Origin of the sequence: Neisseria sp. DTU_2021_1001991_1_SI_NGA_ILE_055 (genome assembly GCF_032342915.1) — a bacterium.
Lineage (GTDB): Bacteria > Pseudomonadota > Gammaproteobacteria > Burkholderiales > Neisseriaceae > Neisseria.
This window is the reverse complement of the sequence record NZ_CP135440.1, coordinates 2,016,631-2,029,415: the sequence shown is the minus strand read 5'-3', so window position 1 is coordinate 2,029,415 and position 12,785 is coordinate 2,016,631. Positions and strand designations below refer to the sequence as shown.

Genomic DNA, 12,785 nt, shown 5'->3' with positions numbered 1-12,785 from the left:
TGCAAGGTTTCAGACGGCCTTTTTTAATCACAGGGGAACACTATGATCAGCAGGCTCACAGGCAAATTGATTGAGAAAAATCCGCCGCAGGTCGTTATCGACGTCAACGGCGTCGGTTATGAAGCCGACGTTTCCATGCAGACTTTCTACAACCTGCCCCCCGTTGGCGAAATCGTCCATCTCTACACCCAGCTTGTCGTCCGCGAAGACGCGCATTTGCTGTTTGGATTCGCCTCAGCCGAGGAACGCGCCACCTTCCGCCAACTGGTCAAAGTCAGCGGCATCGGTGCCAAAACCGCATTGGGCATTTTGTCGGCCATGAATGCCGACGAGCTGGCGCAAGCCGTCGCCGAAGAAGACGTCAAACGCCTCTCCTCCGCCCCCGGCATCGGCAAGAAAACCGCCGAACGCATGGTGTTGGAACTGCGCGGCAAACTCGTGTCCCATACCGTTTCAGACGGCCTGTTTGCCCCTGATGCCGTTGCCGACGAAAGCCAAGACATCATCAACACCCTGCTTGCCCTCGGCTACAACGAACGCGAAGCCAAAGCCGCCACCAAAGGCATTCCCAAAGGCACGGAAGTCGGCGAAGGCGTGCGCCTAGCCTTAAAAAACCTGCTCAAATAAGGCCGTCTGAAACATGAAAACCGCCGTCCTGAGTGCCGCCTTGCTTCTAAGCGCGTGCGTTTATACCGAGACTCCGTACGGGCGCACCGCCGTCTTAGACCTGCCCGTCCACGCGCAAACCACTGTCAACAAAACCGTGACCATCAACGCTCCACCCGGGACGACCGTTATCTATCAAGACAGCGAACCCGTCCGCAATTACCCGGCCTATCCCGTTTATCCCCGCCGGGTTTATCGTTATCGATAAACAACGCTGACCGTTTGAAACCATAGGTTCAGACGGCCTGTTGAGAGACCAACCATGAAATACATCCTTCCCCTGCTTTTACTCCTGAGCGCCTGCACACCGGACACCAAGACCACCACGGATGCCGCATCCGCCCCCAAAACACACGGCTTCGCACACCGCCTGACCGAAGGCGAAAAACTGCTGACCCAAGCCCTCATCAAACAAGACCTCGCCGCCTACTTCAAACACGAAACCGGCGGCGCATTTGCCGAACAAGCCCCCTTATTCTCGGCCCAGCAACTTGCCGAACAGAAAAACATCCCCAAAAACGATGCCATCGGCGTTTACGGCAAAATCATCAAAACCCAAGGCCGCACCGCCTGGCTGCAAACCGACAAGCAAACCCTCAAACTCGATTTGGCCGAACCGCTGCAAGAAGCAGAAGGCGAAGTTACCCTCGTCTGCCAACATGAAAACACCGCATTCCAAGACTGCCAAACAGAAGCAAACTTCGCCCGACGCTTTACCGAACAAATCTTCTCGGCGGTCGAGTCCGGACGCGTATCCGCCCAAACAGACGCACCGGCCGAAGAAATCATGGCCGGCCGCCTCATCCCGTTTTTGAGTGCCGCCAGCGACTTTACCGGCAACTTCAAAGCCTGCGCCACCACCATGACCGAATACTGCACCAGCCGCCTGGCACGCGAAATGCCCGAATCCGCAGTCCGCAAAAAAGCACAGGAATTGGGTTTGACCGAAATAGCATTTAAAAAGAAAAAATAAATATTTAGGCCGTCTGAACCCTATGGCGGCTGTGTTATAATCCGCACCTCATACAGGTCGGACAGACAGTCGCCGCGTATCGCGTAAGGCATACGGGGAGGAAAGTCCGGGCTCCACAGAGCAGAATGCCGGCTAACGGCCGGGCGCGGCAACGCGACGGAAAGTGGAACAGAAAGCAATACCGCCGATGATTGCCTTCGGGCAAAACAGGTAAGGGTGAAAAGGTGCGGTAAGAGCGCACCGTGCATTTGGTAACAAAGCGCAGCAGGCTAAACCCCATTCGGAGCAAGACCAAACAGAACGCGATGACGCTGCTCGCCGAGCGTTCGGGTAGGTTGCTTGAGCACACCAGCAATGATGTGCCTAGAGGAATGACTGTCCGCGACAGAACCCGGCTTACCGTCCGAGCTGTATGTCCCCATACCGCGGCAGGTTTTTAAAACCTGCCGCATTTTTATAGAAATAAAAAGGCCGTCTGAAACCTGAATCTTGGTTTCAGACGGCCTTTTTTAAAACCGCTGTTTATGGGCGGTATTCCGGTTTCATGCCGTTGGGCAGAAGCTGCCATACATAGCCGGTGGTTTTCATTTTGCCGGCCACTTCGCCTGCCTCGTCGCCATAGCCCCAGAAATAATCCACACGGACCGCGCCTTTGATCGCGCTGCCGGTGTCTTGCGCCATAATCAGGCGGTTGAGGGCTTTTTTGGTAATCGGATGGGCAGTGGCGACAAACAGCGGTGCGCCAAGCGTGATGTAGTGGCGGTCAATGGCACCGGCGTATTCGCCCATCAACGGCGTACCCAATGCGCCCACCGGGCCGGAATCGCCGCTGCCGGTCAGCTCGCGGAAGAAAACGTAGCTTGGGTTTTGTCCCAAAACTTCGGCAAGGCGGCCGGGGTTTTGCTTCATATAGGCCTTGATGCCCTGCATGCTGGTCTGACCCAGCGGCAGATAGCCTTTGTCCGCCATATAGCGGCCGATGGAAACATACGGATGCTCGTTTTTATCGGCAAACCCGACACGGATGTATTTGCCGGACGGGGTTTTCAGACGGCCTGAACCTTGAATGTGCATAAAGAAAAGTTCGACCGGATCATCTGCATAACCCAAAATCGGCGCTTTGCCGTTAAGCGCGCCGCCGTTGATTTGACTGCGGGTGTAGTAAGGAACGAAACGGCTGCCTTCAAAACGGCCTTTCAGCGCAGTGCTGCGTGCTGTAATCGGGAATCTGGACAAGTCGGCCGTGTATGTGCCGCTGTTGTCGATGACGCCGCTGTTTTGGCCGGTTTGGCGGATGCGGACGGTGGCTTTGCTGCCCCTCAAGTTTGCAGCCAGCGGAACGGAAACAAAATCGTTCGGAATGCCGTAAATAGGGAAGCGGGATTGGCTTGTAGGCTTGTCGTCGCCGTGCAGGACCGGTTCGTAATAGCCGGTAATGGTACCGGCAGGATTGCCGCCGTTATCGACGCGCCATGCGGTGAAATAGCGCTCGAAAAAGTGTTTGGCTTGGAAATGGTGCGCCGGCGTTTGCATGGCTTGGATACAAACGTCCTGCCAGCCTTGGCGGTTTTTAAGTTTTTCACAGCCTAAACGGAAAGACTGCAGGCTTTTGGTAAAGTGTTGGAGGTCCCAGTGCGGCAATTCGTTGTAGGAAACTACGGTGTAGTTTGCTCCTCCCCCGCTCACTGTCGTACCGACGGGATCGGGCGTGCCGGTGGGGCGGTCGGGGCCTTTGATAACGCTGGTGTCGGTTTCGGGGAGGTTTTTAATGCTTTTGCTCGGACAGGCGGCAAGAATGGCCGCGGCAATGCTGACGAGCGTAATGCGGTACAAATGTTTTTTCATGGAATCAATAGCGTGTCGAAAGGCCGTCTGAAAGCGATTTTTCAGACGGCCTATGTTGGAAAGTGCTGATTTTAACACAAAAAAGCGTTTTATCGGCGCGGCGGCAATTTGACGACAACCGTATCGGCCAGCATATCGTAGAGCGTGCGGCGGTCGCGTTTGACGGAGAAGAGCATGATGAAGTTGATGAAGACTATAAGCAGAGAAATCAGGTTTCCACCCGTGTCGCTTATTGCCAATGATACAATAGTTACCACTACACCAACAGCAAGCGCCCAAACAACTTCGCGGATTAAAACCGTTCCTTCAAAACCTGGATTATTCCCGTCACTTTTTAACACGCGGATGCCCATAATTTTTTTACCTAAAGACTGACCGTCCCGGCTCATGTAATACAGTTGGAAGATACCAAAAACCAAATAGACAGCCAAAGAAATAAAAAATGTTATGACTGCATAGTCAGGGGTATTAGAAAGAGAAGACTCCGAAACTAATTCTTTGCTTTCATCAAAAGTGAAAACTACCATCACAATGAATGGTACCCATATCAAAAAAGTAAACAGATTATTCAACAAATATGCCGCAACCCTCACCCCCGGCGAAGCAATATGGACATCTACTATTTCTGTTTTAGGCAAATCCGACAAATTGATTTCGCTCATTTAATCTTCCTCTGTACCATTAATGAAATGTAGTTTCATTATTATTTTAACCTATTTTTCCATCATTCTAAAAAATTTCGATAAAAACCTTTACATTTTCCGCAGACGGCGTTAAAACGTTTGTTTTCCCCTTTTTTATAGTGGGTTAACAAAAATCTGAACAAAGCGGCAGGCGATGCCGTTCCGATTTTTGTTAATGCACTATAAACTTATCCGGATTTTCTTTGTAAGGAGTAACACATGAAAGTAGGTTTTGTCGGCTGGCGCGGTATGGTCGGCTCTGTTTTGATGCAGCGTATGAAAGAAGAAAACGACTTCGCCCACATTCCCGAAGCGTTTTTCTTTACCACTTCCAACGTCGGCGGCGCCGCACCTGATTTCGGTCAGGCAGCCAAAACATTGTTGGATGCTAACGATGTTGCCGAATTGGCAAAAATGGACATCATCGTAACCTGCCAAGGCGGCGATTACACCAAATCCGTGTTCCAACCCCTGCGCGACAGCGGCTGGAACGGCTACTGGGTTGACGCGGCTTCTTCCCTGCGCATGAAAGACGACGCGATTATCGTCCTCGACCCTGTCAACCGCAACGTCATCGACAACGGCCTTAAAAACGGCGTGAAAAACTACATCGGCGGCAACTGCACCGTTTCCCTAATGCTGATGGCTTTGGGCGGCCTGTTCCAAAACGATTTGGTCGAATGGGCAACCAGCATGACCTACCAAGCCGCTTCCGGCGCGGGTGCGAAAAACATGCGCGAACTCATCAGCGGCATGGGCGCGATTCACGCCCAAGTGGCGGACGAGCTTGCCGATCCTTCCAGCGCGATCCTCGACATCGACCGCAAAGTGTCTGATTTCCTGCGCAGCGAAGACTATCCGAAAGCCAACTTCGGCGTACCGCTCGCCGGCAGCCTGATTCCGTGGATTGACGTGGACTTGGGCAACGGCCAGTCCAAAGAAGAATGGAAGGGCGGCGTGGAAACCAACAAAATCCTCGGCCGCAGCGACAATCCAACCGTAATCGATGGCTTGTGCGTGCGCATCGGCTCTATGCGCTGCCACAGCCAAGCCATTACCCTGAAGCTGAAAAAAGACCTGCCTGTTTCTGAAATCGAAGCCATCTTGGCAGGCGCAAACGACTGGGTAAAAGTCATCCCCAACGAAAAAGAAGCCAGCATCCACGAGCTGACGCCCGCCAAAGTAACCGGCACGCTGTCCGTCCCCGTCGGCCGTATCCGCAAACTGGAGATGGGCGGCGAATACATCAGCGCGTTCACTGTCGGCGACCAACTCTTGTGGGGTGCTGCCGAGCCGTTGCGCCGCGTATTGCGCATTATCTTGGGCAGCCTGTAATTGAGGTTGGCATGAAAAAAGCAACGGTTTGAGCCATTGCTTTTTTTGGATAATAACAAGGCCGTCTGAACCTTTCAGACGGCCTTTTTCCTATTCTTTCTTACCGGCCAAACCGATTTCTTTGGTGGAATCGCCAACTTTGATTTGCGCCTTACCGGCAATTTCTTCAGCCTGCGGGCCGAAGAGTTTCAAATCGTAACGGCCGTTTTCGATACCGTTCAAACTGGTTTTACCGCTGATGGCGGCTTTGCCGTTGTTATTGGCAATGCCTGCGGCAAGCAGGTCGACATTATTGTGGGAAGCCATGCTGCTGATGTTGCCGTAACCTTGTTTTTTATCGAAATCAACGGTGTATTTCAGACGGCCGCTGCGGTCATCGCCGTTAAACGCGATGCCCGAATACTGATAGCTGCCTTGTTTGGGCAAATTGCGATACGCAGTTTCATCGCCTTGGACTTCGCCGACGGTGAATGTGTATGTATCGAGGTTTTGCAGCTTGCCTGCATCATCGGCTTTTTGTTTGGCGTAACGCGCGGCAACAGTGGAATAATTTTGTTTATACACTTGAAAGTCGCCTGTTTCCAAAGTGATGACTTGGCCGTTTACCTTGATTTTTTGGGCGTAGTCGTAAGAGGATACTTTATCGGTTTTCAAAAAGCCGGTATCGAGTTTGTCACCTTTTTGCAGGGTTTGCGTTTTACCGTTGGCCGTCAGATCCAACGTACCGTTTTCAGGGACGGATTCGTTTAATTCAACGGACAACACGCCTTTCGGATGCGGATTGAGCGGCTCGGTAACGGCATTCGACAAGCCGCTTGTTGCGCCGCCGCAGGCAGCCAACATCAAAGACAGGGAAGCCGTCAAAGCAGAAATGCGGAGGGTTCTCATCATTTTTTCCTTTCCTTTTTATTTGGTATGATATTTATCATATCCCTAAAAAAATGAACAATAAATGATTTTTGTCAAAATCAAGCATTTTGAATATTGATTTTATAAATATTGAAACATTTTTAAAATATCGGGTATTCAGTCTATTCAAAGTCCCTTCCGCTATAATCATTTTATTTTACAAACGGATTTCATCATGCCGAAAATTACCCTTATCGCCGCCTACGCCGCCCGCCGCTGTATCGGCATCAACAACACCATGCCTTGGCATTTGCCCGAAGATTTTGCCTTTTTCAAATCCTACACCACCGGCAAACCCGTCATTATGGGCCGCAAAACATGGGAATCGCTGCCGCGCAAGCCGCTGCCCGGCCGTCAAAATATCGTCATCACCCGCCAAGATTATCAGGCCGAAGGCGCACAAACGGCGGCTTCTTTGGAAGATGCGCTGGCTTTGTGTCAGGGGGTTGAAGAAGTCATCATCATGGGCGGCGCGCAAATTTATGCACAAGCCCTGCCGATTGCCACCGATTTGCGCTTGACCGAAGTTGGTTTGGATGTGGACGGCGATGCGTTTTTTCCTGAGTTTTCCACAGAAACATGGCAAGAAGCCTCTCGGGAAAACCATGTTTCCGCCAAAGGCATCGAATACGCGTTTGTGCATTATGTGAAGGCATAATCCGACAACACAAAGGCCGTCTGAAACCCTGTTTTCAGGTTTCAGACGGCCTTTTTATTTCGTTTGTTTACGGCATACCGTTTAAGCTGTTTTGTTTTTCAAAGGCAGTTTGATATGCGGTTTGGCCGGCTTGGGCGCTTCTTTCAGTCCAAGTTCGATTTGCTGCTCTTCGCTCAACAAATTGCTCCAGTCGCCTTTTTTATACCAGTCGCGGCCGTCCAATTCGATAGGGTGTTGGATACGTTCGCAACCGTTGCCGCATTGCAAATCGTCTTCTTTGCAGTATTTGTCGCAACCCCAGCAGATACGCTCGGGATTTTTCGGAAAAATGGGAAATTTCTTGGCCATGATGTTCTTCTTTTGTTTGTGTGCGGTATGGGCAGAATTATAAGTGATTTGAATGGGGCTGGCGGCGGGTTTATCGTGTTTTACGCTGATTTTTTAAGATGTGTTAACCTTTCAGACGGCCTATACTGTAAAAACTATCTCTATTCGGTACAACAAGAGGACCCAATATGAACATATGCCGTCTGAAGCCTGAATTTGTCGAGCCTTTAGCCCTCGCGCTGTTTGAGGAATGGCACGATTTTGCGCCGTGGTCGTCTCTGGACAAAATCCGTGCGTATTACGCGCAATGCCTCGATGGGGATAACTTGCCGCTGGCGTTTGCGGCTGTGGATAAGGAAGGGCGGCTGATGGGTTCGGCGGCATTGAAGCGGTTTGATATGGCGTGTTTTCCCGAATACGAATATTGGCTAGGCGATGTGTTCGTTTTGCCGCAGTTTCGAGGTTTGGGCGTAGGCAGGCAGCTGGTTTTGTTTTGTCTGGATAAAGCACGCGAACTGGGTTTGCCGCATCTGTTTCTCTATACGCCGGATGTGCAGGCTGTGTATGAAAAGTTCGGCTGGAAAGAAATCACGCAGACTTGGCACAACGGGGAAACCGTATCCGTCATGAAATTGGATTTATAGCTTGAAAAGAATAAAAGGCTGTCTGAACATTTGGTTTCAGACGGCCTTTTATTTTAAATTATCCACAACTACCCTATCCGTTTAAACGGCGGCAGACAGGCCAATAATTGCTGGCCGTAGCGTTGCGTTTTGACGCGGTTGTCGAGGATGGTCACGCGGCCGTAATCCTGTTCGGTACGGATAAGGCGGCCGACGGCTTGGATCAGTTTGATGCTGGCTTCGGGTACCGTAATTTCAATAAAGGGATTGCCGCCGCGTTGTTCAATCCAGCGGTTTTGCGTTTTCTCGATGGGGTTGTCCGGCATGGCAAACGGCAGCTTGGCGATAATGACCTGTACGCAGGCCGCACCGGGCAGGTCGAGGCCTTCGGCAAAACTGTCGAGGCCGAAAATAATGCTGGCTTTGCCTTCGGCAATGGCTTGATGGTGCCTTTGTAAAAGAACAGCCTTGGGCAACTCGCCCTGCACAAGCAGAAGCGGCAAGTATTCGTCAGGTAGGCGCAAGGCGACGTCCTGCATTTGTTTGCGCGAGGAAAACAACACCAGCGTGCCGATGGCTTCAACCGGCGAAACCAGCTTCGGCAACCATTCGACAATGGCGGCCGTATGCGCATCAGGGTCTTTGGGACTGGCATGTACGGGCGGAATATATAGCTCGCCTTGCGCATCGAAATTAAACGGGCTTTCCAATGCAAGCGTGGTGGTTTCGGGCAGCCATAATAGGCCGGTTTGGCGCAAAATCAGGTTGAAGCTGCCGAGCGATTGCAGGGTAGCCGAAGTCAACACCGCACCTGCCGCGCGCCGCCACAGGCTGTTGGCAAGGTGGGATGCGCTGCTGATGGGGCTGGCGTTGAAAATATAGTCGTTTTTGTCGTCGGCACGGCGGGTTATCCATTTTGCCAACGGCTCTTCGCCCTCAATGGGAACGGTGGAGAGTAAATCCCAAACCGCGCTGATTTGTTCGATACGGGCGATAAAAAGGCCGAACTCGCTGGTCAGGCGGTCGATGAGCGCGCCGTCCTGCTCTTTTTCGCGGCGGGCGACGGAAAGCGCATCGTTCAGCCCGATAACGTGTTTGAGCAGGCTGCGTGCAGCAATGGCCGTATTGGAAACTGTGGTTTCCAGGCCTTCGGGGATTTTGCCGTCTTCCCACAGCCAAGTCGGTTCGTTGTGTTTCCGCCTGTCGTTTTCAGACGACCCCAGACTTAAAGACGGCTCTTCCGCCAAGTGAAACTGCCATTCGTGCAGGCTGTCGAGCAAGGATGTGGCAGCTTCGTCGGCAAGGTTGGCAAGTTCGGCTTTATCGGTGAGCGCGGCAATTTTGCCGGTCAGCTGCGGCAATTTTTCCAGCGTCCAAACGGCAATATTCCATGAATGTTCGGCGGCAAAACGACTGAGGGCTTTTTTGGGCAGGTGGTGCGCTTCGTCTATGCAATAAAAACTGTTTTCGGGCGCAGGCAGAATCACGCCGCCGCCCATGCTGATGTCGGCAAGCAGAAGATCGTGGTTGGCAACGACGACATCGACGGTTTCCAAAACATCGCGCGCCAGGTAAAACGGGCATTCCGGACGGTTGGGACAGGCGGATTTCAGGCAGCCGTGGCGGTCGTTGGTCACTTTGAGCCAAATCGCGTCATCGATTTTTTCCGGCCAAGTGTCGCGGTCGCCATTAAAGCGGCGGGCGGAAAATTCATCGGCAATGTCGCGCAACAGGTTCAATTCTTCCGGCTTGGGTTTGCTGTCCCACAACACTTCCAGCGCTTCAAAACCAAGCAGGTTTTGCTGGGCGTTGTTTTGCGTCAGTTGATAGAGTTTGTAGGGGCAAAGATAACGGCCGCGCCCCTTGGCAAGCGCAAAGGTCAGCTCCAAACCGCTTTTTTCCACCAGAAACGGCAAATCGCGGTCAACCAACTGCTCCTGCAAGGCCACCGTCGCGCTGCTGACAATCAACCGTTTGCCGCGTGTTTGCGCCATGATGCCGCCGGCCAAAAGGTAGGCCAACGATTTGCCCACGCCGGTCGGCCCTTCGATCACGGCAATGCTCTCACCCTCGCGTTTGGGCGCTTCTTCGCCTTCTTCACGCGTCAACGTCCGCGAAAAAGCGTTGGCAATCGCCGCAATCATTTCCCGCTGCGAAGCGCGCGGACGGAAACCGGGTAGGTTTTTGCCGATGTTTTGGTAATGGTCGCGGATGGCGTTTTTTTCTAAATCGGTGAGCATTGAGGCCGTCTGAATGGGTTTGCAAGAATAGCGTATTTTAGCATTTTTACCTTCATGAAGCCTTCGTAAAGTCTTACTCTATTTTAGGGTTTGGCATTTTGATGGCAATGGCCAAACCGAAAAACCATAATCGGTTTTAATCAAGCAAAAGGCCGTCTGAAACTTTAGCCGCACTGATGCAGAGGCACCCACAATTTTTGCTTCTCGGATTTGTTTTTCTCGTAGCGGTTCCACGTTTTTTCGTGAAAATAAAAGACGACGGTATTGACGATGGGTTCGACCAAAGCCACCGCGCTGGAAACGCCGATACTGCCGGTCAGAATATAGGCGACACTAAATGCAACGCTGAAATGCAAAATAGCAAATGTAATGGTTTTAATCATTTTGTTTTCCTGATACATTGATGTTTTAATAGCTACATAATAATTATTATCAACTAAATCGTATATTTTAAATCCTTTTTCCTTATTTAGATTTTATAAATCGATATTTTATTTTTGATAGGAATTTTATGAATCCGCTCCAAATTGTCGTCCTCGACCGCGATACCCTCGTCAACCGCCCGTTTGACTTTGATTTTCCACATACATTAAGCAGCTACGGCACAACCGAAGCGCACGAAACGCTGGCGCGTATCCGCGGTGCGGACATTGTGATTACCAACAAAGTCGTGATTTCCGCCCAAGCATTTGCCGAAAATCCACAACTCAAGCTAGTTGCCGTTACCGCGACAGGCGTCAACAATGTGGATGTTGAGGCCGCCAAACAAAACGACACGGCAGTGTGCAATATCCGCGCTTACGGCAATGAATCCGTGGCGGAACACGCGTTTATGATGATGATTACCCTGATGCGCAACCTGCCTGCCTATCAGCGCGACGTTGCGGCAGGCTTGTGGGAAAACTCGCCGTTTTTCTGCCACCTCGGCGCACCGATGCGCGATTTAAACGGTAAAACGCTGGCGATTTTCGGTCGCGGCAATATCGGTAAAACGCTGGCAGCTTATGCACAGGCTTTTAAAATGAATGTCGTGTTCGCCGAACACAAACATGCCCAAAGCATCCGCGACGGCTATGTTTCCTTTGACGAAGCCATCCGCTCCGCCGATGTCGTGTCGCTTAATTGTCCGCTCACGCCGCAAACGGCCAACATGATAGGCGAAGCCGAATTGCAGCAAATGAAACCCGGCGCCATCCTCATCAACTGCGGGCGTGGCGGCTTGGTTGATGAAGCCGCTTTGGTTGCGGCGTTGAAATACGGCCAAATCGGCGGGGCAGGTTTTGACGTATTGACACAAGAGCCGCCACGCGACGGCAACCCTCTGCTGAAAGCCCGACTGCCCAACCTCATCGTCACGCCACACATTGCATGGGCAAGCCAAGAAGCCGCCAACCGCCTGTTTGACATCCTTTTGGACAACATCAACCGCTTCGTGGCCGGCAATCCGCAAAATCTGGTTTAATCTATGGAAAACCTGTTGATAAGGTTGTGAACAATTTTAAAGGCCGTCTGAGATATTCAGACGGCCTTTATTAATCTTTATTTATTTCATAAAGTTATCTATCAAATACTATAAATTGTTTCATTCTTTATTGTGGATAACCCTATAAAAAGCTGAAATCAGGCTTTCGGCTGAATGAGGTGGACATCACATTGTGGGAATGGGATGTTGATGTTGGCTTCGCGCAGGTTTTCGACGACCTGCTCGTTCAAACCAAATCGGAATAAGGCCAAATCCGCTTCGTTCGTCCATGCCCAAAGCGTGATTTCGATGGCGCTGTCGCCAAGGTTGGTAATGTATACGACGGCAGGTCGTTCTTCGGTTTGAACACACAATGGATGCTCGGTTGCCGCTCTCAATACGGCGTCTTTGGCAACTTTTAAATCACAGGCGTAATCGACGCCGACCACGACTTGGGCGCGACAGAGGGATAGGGAGGAGCGGTTGACGATGCTGTTGCTCATGACCATGCTGTTGGGCAGGACGACTTCTTCGTTGTCCGGCGTACTCAAAGAGGTCTGCACCATTTTGATTTCGCGGACGATGCCTTCAAAACCGTTGACGCGGATAAAGTCGCCGACTTTAAACGGGCGGAACAGGATAATCAGCGCGCCGGCGGCGAAGTTGGATAGTTGGTCTTTCAAAGACAAAGCCACGGCCAAGCCTGCGCCACCGATCAAGGCGGTAACGGAAGTGGTCGGGATGCCGAGTTTGCCCAGTGCGGCGATGATGATGAGGATCAGCAAACCGATATTGGCGACGTTGCCGAGGAAGCTGACCAGCGTTTTATCGATTTTGGCGCGAGTCAGCGCGGCTTTCATCAGTGTCACCACGCGTGTGGCGACCCAGCGGCCGATAAAGTAGATGGCTAAGGCGGCCAGCAGGTTCGTGCCGAAAGACATGCCGGTTTGGGCGAGTTGTTCCCAGCCGGAGAGCGAAGAGAGGGCTTGAAGATCGAAATTCATAATTGTGTGTACGTGTGAAGTTGTTTAAAAGGTCATTGTAAAACAAGGCCGTCTGAAAAA

The 12,785-nt window shown here is 51.6% G+C and carries 14 protein-coding genes and 1 other RNA gene; 8 read left to right on the top strand and 7 right to left on the bottom strand.

Going from position 1 to position 12,785, the window contains the following annotated elements; translation table 11 throughout:
- Positions 1-42: 42 nt before the first annotated feature.
- From ruvA to rnpB, 4 genes are all read left to right on the top strand, one after another.
- Positions 43-627 carry a Holliday junction branch migration protein RuvA gene (gene ruvA, locus RRV97_RS09465; protein ID WP_315611380.1) on the top strand — a complete coding sequence of 195 codons (585 nt, stop codon included), beginning with the start codon at positions 43-45 and terminating at the stop codon, positions 625-627.
- A 13-nt stretch (positions 628-640) separates the two neighbouring features.
- Entirely contained in the window at positions 641-874 is a 234-nt protein-coding gene (locus RRV97_RS09460) for a hypothetical protein (protein ID WP_049322987.1), read from the top strand.
- A 54-nt stretch (positions 875-928) separates the two neighbouring features.
- Positions 929-1,639 (top strand): hypothetical protein, encoded by a 711-nt coding sequence (locus RRV97_RS09455; protein WP_315611379.1) that lies wholly within the window; start codon positions 929-931, stop codon positions 1,637-1,639.
- A 53-nt stretch (positions 1,640-1,692) separates the two neighbouring features.
- Positions 1,693-2,054: RNase P RNA component class A (rnpB, locus tag RRV97_RS09450), an RNA gene on the top strand.
- 107 nt (positions 2,055-2,161) lie between these two features.
- Here the strand turns inward: rnpB and RRV97_RS09445 are convergent.
- Positions 2,162-3,484, bottom strand: a complete 1,323-nt coding sequence (locus RRV97_RS09445) for a murein transglycosylase A (protein WP_315611378.1) — start codon at positions 3,482-3,484, stop codon at positions 2,162-2,164.
- 89 nt (positions 3,485-3,573) lie between these two features.
- Positions 3,574-4,146, bottom strand: coding sequence for an RDD family protein (locus RRV97_RS09440; protein ID WP_315611377.1), 573 nt, complete (start codon positions 4,144-4,146; stop codon positions 3,574-3,576).
- Positions 4,147-4,386: 240 nt separating this feature from the next.
- Here RRV97_RS09440 and asd point away from each other — a divergent pair, with 240 nt between their 5' ends.
- Positions 4,387-5,502, top strand: coding sequence for an aspartate-semialdehyde dehydrogenase (asd, locus tag RRV97_RS09435; protein ID WP_049333106.1), 1,116 nt, complete (start codon positions 4,387-4,389; stop codon positions 5,500-5,502).
- Between the two features lie 90 nt (positions 5,503-5,592).
- On the opposite strand, the gene RRV97_RS09430 is transcribed toward asd, so the two are convergent.
- The gene (locus tag RRV97_RS09430) at positions 5,593-6,390 is read right to left on the bottom strand and encodes a factor H-binding protein (protein WP_315612259.1); all 798 of its coding nucleotides are present in this window, start codon (positions 6,388-6,390) and stop codon (positions 5,593-5,595) included.
- Between the two features lie 196 nt (positions 6,391-6,586).
- Here RRV97_RS09430 and RRV97_RS09425 point away from each other — a divergent pair, with 196 nt between their 5' ends.
- On the top strand, positions 6,587-7,069 hold the full coding sequence (locus tag RRV97_RS09425; RefSeq protein ID WP_049349171.1) for a dihydrofolate reductase: 483 nt from the start codon (positions 6,587-6,589) through the stop codon (positions 7,067-7,069).
- A gap of 81 nt (positions 7,070-7,150) precedes the next feature.
- On the opposite strand, the gene RRV97_RS09420 is transcribed toward RRV97_RS09425, so the two are convergent.
- A complete protein-coding gene (locus tag RRV97_RS09420) occupies positions 7,151-7,417 on the bottom strand; it encodes a DUF3079 domain-containing protein (protein WP_003686685.1) in 267 nt (88 codons plus the stop codon).
- 167 nt (positions 7,418-7,584) lie between these two features.
- Between RRV97_RS09420 and RRV97_RS09415 the strand changes: the two genes are divergently transcribed.
- A complete protein-coding gene (locus RRV97_RS09415) occupies positions 7,585-8,040 on the top strand; it encodes a GNAT family N-acetyltransferase (protein WP_254343348.1) in 456 nt (151 codons plus the stop codon).
- Positions 8,041-8,108: 68 nt separating this feature from the next.
- On the opposite strand, the gene dinG is transcribed toward RRV97_RS09415, so the two are convergent.
- Entirely contained in the window at positions 8,109-10,259 is a 2,151-nt protein-coding gene (gene dinG, locus RRV97_RS09410; protein ID WP_315611376.1) for an ATP-dependent DNA helicase DinG, read from the bottom strand.
- Between the two features lie 164 nt (positions 10,260-10,423).
- Positions 10,424-10,642, bottom strand: coding sequence for a DUF2061 domain-containing protein (locus tag RRV97_RS09405; protein WP_152899936.1), 219 nt, complete (start codon positions 10,640-10,642; stop codon positions 10,424-10,426).
- Between the two features lie 128 nt (positions 10,643-10,770).
- Here RRV97_RS09405 and RRV97_RS09400 point away from each other — a divergent pair, with 128 nt between their 5' ends.
- Positions 10,771-11,721 (top strand): D-2-hydroxyacid dehydrogenase, encoded by a 951-nt coding sequence (locus tag RRV97_RS09400; protein WP_315611375.1) that lies wholly within the window; start codon positions 10,771-10,773, stop codon positions 11,719-11,721.
- A 158-nt stretch (positions 11,722-11,879) separates the two neighbouring features.
- Here RRV97_RS09400 and RRV97_RS09395 read toward each other — a convergent pair whose 3' ends face one another.
- Complete coding sequence (locus tag RRV97_RS09395) at positions 11,880-12,725, bottom strand: mechanosensitive ion channel family protein (RefSeq protein WP_315611374.1); 846 nt, start codon at positions 12,723-12,725, stop codon at positions 11,880-11,882.
- Positions 12,726-12,785: the final 60 nt, after the last annotated feature.

Bases quoted from the DNA above. Each gene is read 5' to 3' on its own strand.
- ruvA (WP_315611380.1), top strand. From the start codon at position 43: ATGATCAGCAGGCTCACAGGCAAATTGATTGAGAAAAATCCGCCGCAG.
- RRV97_RS09460 (WP_049322987.1), top strand. From the start codon at position 641: ATGAAAACCGCCGTCCTGAGTGCCGCCTTGCTTCTAAGCGCGTGCGTT.
- RRV97_RS09455 (WP_315611379.1), top strand. From the start codon at position 929: ATGAAATACATCCTTCCCCTGCTTTTACTCCTGAGCGCCTGCACACCG.
- RRV97_RS09445 (WP_315611378.1), bottom strand. From the start codon at position 3,484: ATGAAAAAACATTTGTACCGCATTACGCTCGTCAGCATTGCCGCGGCC.
- RRV97_RS09440 (WP_315611377.1), bottom strand. From the start codon at position 4,146: ATGAGCGAAATCAATTTGTCGGATTTGCCTAAAACAGAAATAGTAGAT.
- asd (WP_049333106.1), top strand. From the start codon at position 4,387: ATGAAAGTAGGTTTTGTCGGCTGGCGCGGTATGGTCGGCTCTGTTTTG.
- RRV97_RS09430 (WP_315612259.1), bottom strand. From the start codon at position 6,390: ATGAGAACCCTCCGCATTTCTGCTTTGACGGCTTCCCTGTCTTTGATG.
- RRV97_RS09425 (WP_049349171.1), top strand. From the start codon at position 6,587: ATGCCGAAAATTACCCTTATCGCCGCCTACGCCGCCCGCCGCTGTATC.
- RRV97_RS09420 (WP_003686685.1), bottom strand. From the start codon at position 7,417: ATGGCCAAGAAATTTCCCATTTTTCCGAAAAATCCCGAGCGTATCTGC.
- RRV97_RS09415 (WP_254343348.1), top strand. From the start codon at position 7,585: ATGAACATATGCCGTCTGAAGCCTGAATTTGTCGAGCCTTTAGCCCTC.
- dinG (WP_315611376.1), bottom strand. From the start codon at position 10,259: ATGCTCACCGATTTAGAAAAAAACGCCATCCGCGACCATTACCAAAAC.
- RRV97_RS09405 (WP_152899936.1), bottom strand. From the start codon at position 10,642: ATGATTAAAACCATTACATTTGCTATTTTGCATTTCAGCGTTGCATTT.
- RRV97_RS09400 (WP_315611375.1), top strand. From the start codon at position 10,771: ATGAATCCGCTCCAAATTGTCGTCCTCGACCGCGATACCCTCGTCAAC.
- RRV97_RS09395 (WP_315611374.1), bottom strand. From the start codon at position 12,725: ATGAATTTCGATCTTCAAGCCCTCTCTTCGCTCTCCGGCTGGGAACAA.